Raw genomic sequence first — 10,433 nt, 5'->3', positions numbered from 1 at the left:
ATGAGTCCGACCACGAAAACCCGACCCGTCTGGTTATCGTGCCGCGCTCAAACCGCATCGATCTGGAACAGGTGATGAACCACCTGTTTGCCACCACCGATCTGGAACGCAGCTACCGCATCAACATGAACATGATCGGCCTGGATAACCGCCCGCAGGTCAAAGGGCTGGTGGAGATCCTTACCGAATGGCTGGCTTTCCGCCGCGATACGGTGCGTCGCCGCCTGAATTACCGCCTGGAGAAAGTGCTCAAGCGGTTGCATATTCTGGAAGGTTTGCTGGTCGCGTTCCTCAATATTGACGAAGTGATCCACATCATCCGCAGCGAAGATGAGCCAAAGCCGGTGTTGATGCAGCGGTTTGGCATCTCTGATACTCAGGCCGAAGCGATCCTTGAGTTGAAGCTGCGTCATTTGGCCAAGCTGGAAGAAGTGAAGATCCGTGGCGAGCAGGATGAGCTGGCAAAAGAGCGCGATCATCTGCAGGCGTTGCTGGCTTCCGAGCGCAAGCTGAACAACCTGATCAAGAAAGAGATCCAGGCCGATGCGCAGGCTTATGGCGACGATCGTCGTTCACCGTTGACCGAACGTGAAGAAGCCAAGGCCATGAGCGAGCACGATTTTGTGCCTTCAGAGCCGGTGACGATTGTGCTGTCGCAAATGGGCTGGGTGCGTAGCGCCAAGGGCCACGATATCGATCCGAGCGGCCTGAGCTACAAGGCCGGGGATAGCTTCCTTGCCGCCGCGCGCGGCAAGACTAACCAGCCGGTGGTGTTCATCGACTCGACTGGCCGCAGCTATGCGCTCGATCCGCTGACGTTGCCTTCGGCACGTGGCCAGGGTGAACCGCTAACCGGTAAGCTGACGCCACCGCCAGGTGCCACCATCGAGCAGGTGCTGATGGCTGCGGACGATCAGAAACTGCTGATGGCTTCCGATGCTGGCTACGGCTTCGTGTGTACCTTCAACGATCTGGTCGCACGCAACCGCGCCGGTAAGGTGATGATCACCCTGCCGGACAATGCCAAGGCGCTGCCGCCGATGGAAATCCACGGCAGCGACGATATGCTGCTGTCTATCAGCACCGCGGGTCGTATGCTGATGTTCCCGGTCGCCGATCTGCCGCAGCTGTCGAAGGGCAAGGGCAACAAGATTATCTCGATACCGTCGGCGCAGGCTGCCAGTGGGGAAGATAAACTGGCCTGGCTGTTCGTCCTGCCGCCGCAGACTTCGATCACCCTGCACGTGGGCAAACGCAAGCTGAAACTGCGTCCGGAAGATCTGCAGAAATTCCGCGCCGAGCGTGGCCGTAAAGGCACGCTGTTGCCACGTGGCCTGCAGCGTATCGATCGGGTTGAGGTGGATATGCCGGAGCGCGAATCGTTGGGTGACAGCGAAGAGTAAACCCTGCATGGGCGCAATAAACTGCGCCCATGCGATCGCAGGTATTCCTACGTAGGGGCGCTGCATGCTGCGCCCGCTTGTATGCTGTACCCGTTCAGGGCTTTTTTATCTGATGTATTTTTTAAGTTAGTTAATTTTTCCGGCTATAAATTTATTGTGCCGATCGCTGGCTGGCAGGAAAATAGAGAACTTAGAAGCGCCGCGCGTTCTTCCGCCTGCGCTCCTCATACAAAAAGAAATCTTCCCGGCTGCTCAGCGGCTGGGTTGGCAGTGTGCTAATGAGGTTGTTATGTTATTGATATTACGTGCGTTCATCGTCACGGTCTATTGTCTGTTGGTGAGTTTTTTCGGTTCGCTTTACTGCTTGTTCAGCCCGCGTAACCCCCGCCATGTAGCGACCTTTGGCCATTTGTTTGGCCGCCTGTCGACAGCGCTCGGCATCAAGGTTGAACTCCGTAAGCCTGCTAGCGCGGACAATAACGGCAAATGTATTTACATTGCCAACCATCAGAACAACTACGACATGGTGACGGTCTCTAATGCGGTACAGCCGCGCACCGTGACCGTAGGCAAAAAAAGCCTGGTGTGGATCCCGTTTTTCGGCCCGCTTTACTGGTTGACCGGTAACCTGCTGATCGACCGGGATAACCGCGCCAAAGCCCATGGCACCATTGCTCAGGTGGTGGAGGCCTTCAAGAAACAGGACATCTCGATCTGGATGTTCCCGGAAGGAACCCGCAGCCGTGGCCGTGGATTACTGCCGTTTAAAACCGGTGCATTCCACGCGGCGATCGCGGCCGGTGTGCCGATTGTGCCGATCTGTGTTTCCTCTACCGACAAGGTCAAGCTGAACCATTGGAATAACGGCCACGTGATCATGGAGATGCTGGAACCGGTCGATACCAGTCATTACAGTAAAGAACAGGTGCGTGAGCTGGCGGCCCATTGCCGCGAACTGATGAAGGCGAAGATTGACCAGTTGGATGCGGAAGTCGCCCAATTGAACACCGCCAAAAAATAATAGAACGCAGTAAGCTATTTTCATACGGCCTCATGCCGTTTATGCCCTGTTTTAGCGGGGCTTTGCACAAGGTTCAGCTTTGTTTTCATGGAGAAGATATGTCACTCAGTCGACGTCAGTTTATTCAAGCATCGGGCTTGGCGCTATGCGCGGGAACGGTGCCGCTGAGGGCTGAAGCGAGCGGGATGCCAACTCCGTTACCGATCCCGCCACTGCTGGAATCCCGCCGTGGCCAGCCGTTGTTTTTAACCCTGCAACGTGCCCATTGGGCCTTTATGGACAACCGCAAAGCGTCCGTCTGGGGCGTTAACGGCATGTATCTGGGGCCGACGGTGCGGGTCTACAACGGTGACGACGTCAAACTGATCTACAGCAACCGCCTGCCCGAGCCGGTATCGATGACCATCAGCGGGTTACAGGTACCAGGTACCCTGATGGGCGGTGCGCCGCGCATGATATCGCCTAACGTAGACTGGTCGCCGGTTATCCCTATTCGTCAGGCTGCGGCCACCTGCTGGTATCACGCCAACACGCCGAACCGTATGGCTCCGCACGTCTACAACGGCCTGGCCGGCCTATGGCTGGTTGAGGATGAAATCAGTAAAAACCTGCCGCTGCCGAACCATTACGGCGTCGATGATTTTCCGCTGATCATTCAGGACAAGCGCCTGGATAACTTCGGTACGCCGGAATACGATCCTCCGGCACAGGGGGGCTTTATTGGCGATACGCTGTTGGTCAACGGCGTGCAGAACCCGTTTATCGAAGTCTCACGTGGCTGGGTTCGCCTGCGCCTGCTGAACGCCTCAAACTCACGGCGCTATTCATTGCAGTTGAGTGATGGGCGGCCGATTAACGTGATCGCCAGCGATCAAGGGTTCCTGCCTGCACCGGTCGCGGTACAGCAACTTTCTCTGGCTCCAGGTGAGCGCCGCGAAGTGCTGATCGACATGTCGCAGGGGGCTGAAGTGACCCTCACCGCCGGTGAAGCGGCAGGGATCATGGATCGTCTGCGCGGCCTGTTTGAACCTTCTAGTATCCTGGTTTCTACCCAGGTACTGACGTTGAAACCGACGGGCCTGTTGCCGCTGGTCACCGACAATCTGCCGATGCGCCTGCTGGCGGATCAACTGCTGGATGGTAACGTCAGCCGCTCGCGTGAATTCCGTCTGGGGGACAAGATGGCCGGTATCAACGGAGCCATCTGGGACATGAACCGCATCGACGTACAAACGATGCAGGGCACCTGGGAGCGTTGGACCCTTCATGCCGATACGCCGCAGGCGTTCCACATCCAAGGCGTGCAGTTCCTGATTAAGCGCGTTAATGGCGCGCAGCCGATGGCGGAAGATCGCGGCTGGAAGGATACCGTCTGGGTTGATGGTGACGTGGAGCTGCTGGTGTACTTCAATCAGGTTTCTTCGGAGCACTTCCCATTCCTGTTCTACAGCCAGACGTTGGAAATGGCCGATCGCGGTTCGACCGGCCAGTTTGTGGTCCAGGCTTCCGCTTAAACAGCCCCGGGCGTCCGCAGCATTTTCAGGAACGCCTTCACCACCGGTGTGGCACTTTCGGCGTGGTAGATCGCATACAGATCCGCCGAAGGGGCCGCCTGCAACGGGCAGAACCGCACGCCGGGCCACGGTATGCGCCCGTAGCTGTCCGGCAGTAACGTGATGCCAAAGCCCTCCGCCACCAGCGCCATCAAGGTTTGCGGTTCATTGACCTGGTGGACGATGTCCGGCGCAAAGCCATGTTGCAGACACAGATTGTGCAGATACAGCCCCAGGCTGGCCTCGTTGGGCGGTAGCACGATAAATTTGTCATGCTCCAGGGCGGGGAGTTGGATTTCTTCCCCCGTTGCCAGTGGATGCTCCATCGGCAGCACCACTGAGATCTTCTCCCGCGCCAATAATTGACAGGCTAGCCCTGGCAGCGCCTGTTGTTTTGCCTCACGCCAGACTCCGATATCGATATGCCGCTTCTGCAATGAAATAATCTGCTGGCTGGGCGTTTGTTCATTCAGCGTCCAGGTGACCTTCTCTTCCTGCCCGGTAAAGCGTTTCAGTGCCGGGATCAAACCGCCCCAGACCGAGGTGCCTACCATGCCAATCACCATATGGCCAGCCTCGCCACGGCCCAGTTGCTGCACCTGATTGAGCGCATTGCCCGCCTGATCGAGCAACGTTTCGACGTTATGGAACAGCGTGCGGCCAGCCTGCGTCAGCGCCATCGAGCGGGTAGTGCGTTTGAACAGCTCGACCCCCAACTGGCTTTCCAGCTCTTTGATATGTTTGCTGAGCGGCGGTTGGGACATGTTCAGCCGCTGTGCGGCCTGGGTAAAGTTCATCTCCTCTGCCACCACGCGGAAATAGTGCAGCAGACGAAAGTTGATCCGGCTAGGGTCGGGTAGTGGCTTTTTCATGGTTTTTTTCGGGCCTCCCGATGCAGGGTATTTATAGGTAAACAGAATAAATCAGCGGGCAACAATGTATTGGTCGCCACCCGCTGTCGCTCTCTACTATGGGAATGAAATTATCCCCCTACAGAAGAGAATACTATGTTTAATCAAGACGATGCTTTTTCTTGTGCCGACGTGCTGCGGACCAGACTACCCGGCTTTCAACCTCGCGCTGCATTGATTTTGGGATCGGGGCTGGGGGCGCTGGCAGACGTAATGACCGACGCCGTGACCATCGACTATACCGAACTTCCGGGTTTCCCGGTGAGCGGCGTAGTGGGCCATGCAGGGCAACTGGTGGCGGGTTGGTTAGAGGGTGTACCAGTGCTGTGCATGAAAGGGCGTGGGCATTTCTACGAAGGCCGTGGCATGCAGGTGATGACCACCGCCGTGCGCACCTTCAAACTACTGGGCTGTGAGTTCCTGCTGGCGACCAATGCCGCTGGCTCACTGCGTAAATCGGTAGCTCCGGGTAGCCTGGTGGCGCTGACCGACCACATCAACTTTATGCCGGAATCCCCGCTGGTGGGGGCTAACGACGAGCGTTTTGGTCCACGCTTCTTCAGCCTGGCTAACGCCTACGATCGTGACCTGCGTGCGCAACTGGCGGCGGTAGCGGCCAAGGCCGGTATCCCACTGGCAGAAGGAGTGTTTGCCGCCTACACCGGCCCGAACTTTGAAACCCCGGCCGAGATCCGCATGATGCAGACGCTGGGCTGTGACGTGGTGGGGATGTCGATCGTGCCAGAGGTGCTTTCGGCCCGGCACTGCGGCCTGAAAGTGCTGGTGGTCTCGGCGATGACCAACTATGCCGAAGGGTTATCCGATACGCCGCTTTCCCATGAACAAACGCTAAGCTGCGCCGCGCTGGCGGCAGACGACTTTATGCGCCTGATCCGCGAGTTCTTCAAAACGCTGTAATTCTTATTTCCATCCGACTACCCCGCGGCAAGCCCTACCTTGCCGCGTAAATCACAACAATAGGTGATGGTAATGGCAATAAAAACACGATTGAAGGTGATGATCTTTCTCCAGTTCTTTATCTGGGGCGCCTGGTTGGTGACGTTGGGATCCTACATGATCAACACCTTGCACTTCAGCGGGGCACAGGTAGGCATGGTGTACAGTTCGAAGGGGATCGCCGCGCTGATCATGCCAAGCCTGGCAGGGATCATTGCCGATCGCTGGATCAAGGCCAACCGTCTGTATGGCCTGTGTCATCTGCTGGGGGCGGTGGCGTTGTACTACGCCGCACAGGTCGATCAGCCGATGGTGATGTTCTGGGTGATGCTGTTCAACGCGATGGTCTATATGCCCACCATGGCGCTTTCCAACGCCATTTCTTACTTCTGTCTGGAAAAGCACGGTTTTGATACGGTCAAGGATTTCCCGCCGGTGAGGGTTTATGGCACCGTGGGCTTTATTCTGGCGATGTGGTTGATCAGCTTTAGCCGCATTGAATTGAGCAATATGCAGCTGTATCTGGCTTCGGCGGTGTCGCTGCTGCTGGCGGTCTACTCCTTGACGCTGCCAAATTGCCCGACCAACAAGGTGAAACGCTCGCAAAGCTGGGTCAGCATGTTGGGGCTGGATGCGTTTGTGCTGTTCAAGCAAAAGCGCATGGCGGTGTTCTTCCTGTTCGCCATGTTGCTGGGGGCGGCGCTACAAATCACCAATACTTTTGGCAACCCGTTCCTGCACGATTTCTCCCTTAACCCGCTGTATCAGGACAGCCTGAGCGTGCGCTATCCTTCGGTGCTGCTCTCCCTGTCGCAAATCTCTGAGGTGTTTTTCATCCTCACCATCCCGTTCTTCCTGCGCAAATACGGCATCAAGCAGGTGATGCTGATCAGCATGGCGGCCTGGACGCTGCGCTTCCTGTTCCTGGCTTACGGAACGCCTGCCGGGTTCGGCTTCCTGCTGCTTCTGCTTTCAATGATCGTTTACGGCTGCGCGTTTGATTTCTTCAATATTTCCGGCGCCATCTTTGTGGAGAAAGAAACCGACCACCGCATTCGTGCCAGCGCTCAGGGGCTGTTTATGACCATGGTTAACGGTGCAGGGGCTTACGTTGGAGCCATCGCCAGCGGCGAGGTTGTGGACTTCTTCACCCATAACGGGGTGAAAGATTGGCAGAGTATCTGGCTGGTGTTTGCCGCCTATACGCTGGTGCTGGGGGTGATTTTTGCCCTGTCTTTCAACTACCAACATCGGCCGGAAGAGATGAAAGGCGACCTGCAGAAGGCGCATTAAGGTAAAACACAGGGGCTGAGTTCAGCCCCTGTGATATCAGGCAGGAAAACGTTGTTGCAGTTGTTGCCAGTCTGGAGCTCCGGCGGCACCACGGCTGGCCACCACGCAGGCGGCGACGCGGTTGGCAAGATCGACGGCTTGCACCAGTGGCAGACCTGCGGAAAGCCCGGCTAACAAACCCGCGCAGTGGGCATCTCCCGCACCGATAGTATCGACGACGTCAACCGGGTAAACGGGCACATGCTGTGGTTCATTACGGCCATCACAGATCCAGGCTCCGTCACGATCCAACCGGCAGATCAGGGTAATGTTATGCGCTGTGGCATAGCGCTGCGCTGCGCTGACTGCGTCGCCTTCCCCACACAAGATCGCGACTTCGTCACGGTTGAGGGTCAGCAAGGTGTGGCTGTCGCTAAGCATGGCGAAAAACTCGGCACCCAACTGACCGACGCGTGGGCCGGGATCCAGCAGCCGCCACTGGTCGAACGGCAGGCGGGTAAGCCAGTCGCGTAGTGCTTCACCAGATTCCCCCACCAGTTCATAGCCGTTGGCATACACTACCGTTTCCGGCGTTAGCGGCAGGGTGGTCAACTGCGCCTTATTCCAATGGGCTTCACAGCCGGTTACGGTCACAAAAGTACGTTCACCGTTGGGTTCCACCAACGCCAGACACCAACCGTTATCCAACTGGCCATGGCGTAGCAGCACCGGCAGGTCCAGTTCCTGCATGGCGGCTTCGATGGCCACTCCCCAGTCTCCGTTGCCGACCGGCATACCGTTAATCACGGGGACATCCAGACGGCGTAGCGCCCGTGCTACATTGAAGGCGCAACCGCCAATCTGCCGCTCTTGCGGCTGCGCTTCGATATCTTCACCGCTGACTGGCAGCTTTGGCAGCGTGAGAACCACGTCACCTACGGCACCGCCTATCACCAGAATCGGTTTTACTGCGACAAACTCACTCATTGATGTCCTTTGCGACTTGCCAGATAGAGGCCATAGGCAATCAGGCTGACCAGGAAGGAAACGAACAGCCCCAGGCTGGAATCAGCGAACAGGCCTTTAGCTAATGGGCCATCGATAAAGCCGGTTTTGGTCACCAGCAGCCCACACAAGGCACCGAGGAACCAGCAGAATAATGGCACTTTACGCACACCACGGTTCTGGCCGTTCAGGCCGTACAGGGCATTGCCGTCGTAACCATGATGACGGCGCACTTTAGCATAATCGAGAATGAAAATGGCTTCCCAGGCGGCAAGGAATACCCCGCAGAACACCAGGAAAGAGATAAATGGCCCCATAAAGTCGCCAGAGATAAACAGTACATAGATGGCGATGCCAAGGATCACCACGGCGTCAATGGAGACGGCCAGCGACTGTTTCACCTTCACGCCTAGCGTTAGCAGGTTAAGGCTGGCGGAGTAGAGGCTGAGCACGGCAATAGTGACGATCCCGGCGGTCGCGGCCAGCAGATAGGGGATAGCCATCCACTTTGGCAGCACCGAACCGATTAACGCAATCGGGTTGGCGGCGCTGGCCAGATCCGGCAGCTGTACCGAAAGCAGAATGCCGGTGAACATCAGTAGGATCAGAGGCAGACAGGCACCCCCAACCACGGCGGCAAAGATGCTTTTGTCTGAAGATTCAGGGCTTTGATAACGGCTGTAATCGGCCCCGGCAATGGCCCAACTGATCCCGGTACCGGCGGCGATCACCGAAACGGCGGGCAGGAAGCCGGTCAACCAACTGCCAGAAGGCAGTGACAGCACTTTGCCCCATTCGGTGGTGAAGACGATATACAGCACCACAATCAGCGTCATGGTGCCGAATATCCGGCTGAACCAGCTCTGCATCCAGACTACCGTGTTCTGGCCCAGCAGGCTGACTACGATGGTCAAGCCGCCAAACAGCAACAGGCTGAAAGCGGTCAGAGAGTGGCTTTCACCCAGGCCCAGGGCTTGGAACAGCGCTGCCAGAGTGAGCGTGCCGGTAATGACGTTCACCGCTTCCCAGCCCATCAGGTTGATCCAACTGAAGGTGGTGGGGGCGATGTTGCCCTTCAGGCCAAAAATCACCCGCGATAAGGTCAAAGTAGAGGTACGGCCACGTTTCCCGGCGAAGCTGGTGTAACCGACCAAAGCAAAACTGGCTACGCCGACCAATGCGGCCAGGATTGACTGGATAAAGGACAGGCCGAACGCGACAATAATTGCCCCATAGACCACGCCGAGAATGCCGATGTTGGCGGCAGACCATATCCAGAACAGCTCGAGCGGTTTACCGGTCTGCTCGGCATCCGGTACGCGATCGATCCCGGTACTTTCTACTTTCCATGTCTCACTGCGGTTGATTTCACTCATAGTGCGATTTATTCCTGTTTTCGCAGCCTGAGGAGAGCGGCCGCGTAGGGCTCAAAATCTATTTGATTGGCGCTATTGATCGTGGCAATCCACTCCGCCGGGAAGGCAGCTACACCGCGTAAGGCCCCGCAGATTGCCGTTGCCATGGCGCCAATGGTATCGGTATCTCCACCCAGATTGGCAGCCAGGATCGCACAACGTTGCGGATCGGTGTCTGCCAGTTCAACCAGCGCTAACGCCATCGGGATAGACTCGATGGTGTCCATCCCGGCACCGACGGTGTGGTAAAGCTCTGCCAATGCTTCACTATCCTGCCGATGGCTCAGGTTAGCGGTGAACTCCAGCGCCCAAACCAGACGGCGGCTGAGCGAAGGGCTGAAGGTGGTGATGTGTTGCTGTTGCACCTGCTCCACCCGTGCGGGCAGTTCTTGCTTGATGGTGGCCCAATCCGCACCTTCGATAGCCCGGCTAACGGCCCAGGCAATGGCAAAAGCACCGGCCACGGCGATATCCGACTTGTGGGTCGGGCTGCAAGACTGCCGTACCGCGTCAATAAATGCTGGCAAATCGCCGCTTGGCAGCAGGCAGCCTAACGGAGCGACACGCATGGCTGCTCCATTGGTCACGCCGTTAGCGGCGATCTCTGCCACCGGCGTACCGGCGCGAAACGCCAACAGCGCGGCTTTGGAGCTGGGGCCGAGGATGTTTTTCTCAAAGGCTCCGATCCGTTCTGCCCACAGCATGATGTGGTGAGCAATACGTTCCGGCTCGACCCGGCCCTCGGCGGCCAACAGTGCATCCATCAAGGCCACTGCTTGCTGGGTGTCATCCGTGTATTCCCCGGCGATAAAGCCGTTTGCTGCGATATTTTCTGCCGGGCCAGGCAGGAAGTGGGTGATCCAACCAAAATAATCACTAACCTGTTGTAATGGCCA

The 10,433-nt window shown here is 57.3% G+C and carries 9 protein-coding genes; 5 read left to right on the top strand and 4 right to left on the bottom strand.

The window, feature by feature from the left end:
• The 3 genes from parC to ftsP form a co-directional block, all read left to right on the top strand.
• Positions 1–1,403, top strand: a 1,403-nt coding sequence (gene parC / locus ACLQ7H_RS02715) for a DNA topoisomerase IV subunit A (RefSeq protein WP_411751344.1), incomplete at its 5' end; no start/stop codon positions are given.
• A 289-nt stretch (positions 1,404–1,692) separates the two neighbouring features.
• A complete protein-coding gene (locus ACLQ7H_RS02710) occupies positions 1,693–2,424 on the top strand; it encodes a 1-acylglycerol-3-phosphate O-acyltransferase (RefSeq protein WP_411751343.1) in 732 nt (243 codons plus the stop codon).
• A gap of 98 nt (positions 2,425–2,522) precedes the next feature.
• On the top strand, positions 2,523–3,938 hold the full coding sequence (gene ftsP / locus ACLQ7H_RS02705; RefSeq protein ID WP_411751342.1) for a cell division protein FtsP: 1,416 nt from the start codon (positions 2,523–2,525) through the stop codon (positions 3,936–3,938).
• Here the strand turns inward: ftsP and ACLQ7H_RS02700 are convergent.
• Complete coding sequence (locus ACLQ7H_RS02700) at positions 3,935–4,849, bottom strand: LysR family transcriptional regulator (protein WP_411751341.1); 915 nt, start codon at positions 4,847–4,849, stop codon at positions 3,935–3,937. The two genes, ftsP and ACLQ7H_RS02700, sit on opposite strands and share 4 nt — an antisense overlap.
• Before the next feature lie 135 nt (positions 4,850–4,984).
• On the opposite strand from ACLQ7H_RS02700, the gene xapA reads away from it, so the two are divergent.
• A complete protein-coding gene (xapA, locus tag ACLQ7H_RS02695) occupies positions 4,985–5,806 on the top strand; it encodes a xanthosine phosphorylase (protein ID WP_024529143.1) in 822 nt (273 codons plus the stop codon).
• 72 nt (positions 5,807–5,878) lie between these two features.
• Entirely contained in the window at positions 5,879–7,138 is a 1,260-nt protein-coding gene (locus tag ACLQ7H_RS02690) for a nucleoside permease (protein ID WP_411751340.1), read from the top strand.
• Positions 7,139–7,174: 36 nt separating this feature from the next.
• On the opposite strand, the gene ACLQ7H_RS02685 is transcribed toward ACLQ7H_RS02690, so the two are convergent.
• The 3 genes from ACLQ7H_RS02685 to ACLQ7H_RS02675 all read right to left on the bottom strand — a co-directional run.
• Positions 7,175–8,104, bottom strand: a complete 930-nt coding sequence (locus ACLQ7H_RS02685) for a PfkB family carbohydrate kinase (protein ID WP_411751339.1) — start codon at positions 8,102–8,104, stop codon at positions 7,175–7,177.
• Positions 8,101–9,498 carry a purine-cytosine permease family protein gene (locus ACLQ7H_RS02680; RefSeq protein WP_411751338.1) on the bottom strand — a complete coding sequence of 466 codons (1,398 nt, stop codon included), beginning with the start codon at positions 9,496–9,498 and terminating at the stop codon, positions 8,101–8,103. Before ACLQ7H_RS02680 ends, ACLQ7H_RS02685 begins: the two co-directional genes overlap by 4 nt.
• Before the next feature lie 8 nt (positions 9,499–9,506).
• A partial coding sequence (locus ACLQ7H_RS02675; RefSeq protein ID WP_411751337.1) for an ADP-ribosylglycohydrolase family protein occupies positions 9,507–10,433 on the bottom strand: 927 nt, incomplete at its 5' end.

This window comes from Serratia sp. (in: enterobacteria) (genome assembly GCF_046715635.1).
Classification (GTDB): Bacteria; Pseudomonadota; Gammaproteobacteria; order Enterobacterales; family Enterobacteriaceae; genus Chania.
Note: the sequence above shows the minus strand (reverse complement) of the source record. Positions and strands in the feature narration are given on the sequence as shown.